Source organism: Vibrio sp. T9 (genome assembly GCF_003123985.1).
GTDB classification, from domain to species: Bacteria; Pseudomonadota; Gammaproteobacteria; order Enterobacterales; family Vibrionaceae; genus Vibrio; species Vibrio diabolicus.
On the sequence record NZ_NIGY01000074.1, the window covers coordinates 1 to 425 of the forward strand.

A 425-nucleotide genomic window follows, 5' to 3' on the forward strand; every position below is an offset into this window, starting at 1 on the left:
CAAGAGCAACGTCGAGGATCTTCCTCGCCAGATAAACCGCCTCAAGAACCTGATGCTCATCGGGATCGACGAGAGCCCTGCCCAGCGCGTTCATATTCAGAGCTGAAGTACGGCTTTTCGGATCAATCCTTGGGGAGACGGCGTTGACCGCCTTAAACAAACCCTGGCTTGTCGACTTCCTTCTGGGAGAACGAGTGGCCTGGATCTTCGTGTTCAAGTGTCTGCTCGCGTTCTATATCGCCGCCTGGTTGGCGATGCTGCTTCAGCTGGAGCAACCGGCGACGGCAATGGTCACCGTGGCGCTGGTGATGCATCCGCAAAGCGGCATGGTACGAGCGAAAGGCTTCTATCGAACGGTCGGTAACGTGGCCGGCAGCCTTTGCGCCCTGTTGCTGATCGCGGTGTTTCCCCAACAGCGAGAACTG

At 57.6% G+C, this 425-nt stretch carries 1 protein-coding gene; it reads left to right on the forward strand.

All coding sequences use genetic code 11. From position 1 onward, the window contains the following. Nucleotides 1-143 precede the first annotated feature (143 nt). A partial coding sequence (locus CBX98_RS25485) for an FUSC family protein (protein WP_197710248.1) occupies nucleotides 144-425 on the forward strand: 282 nt, incomplete at its 3' end.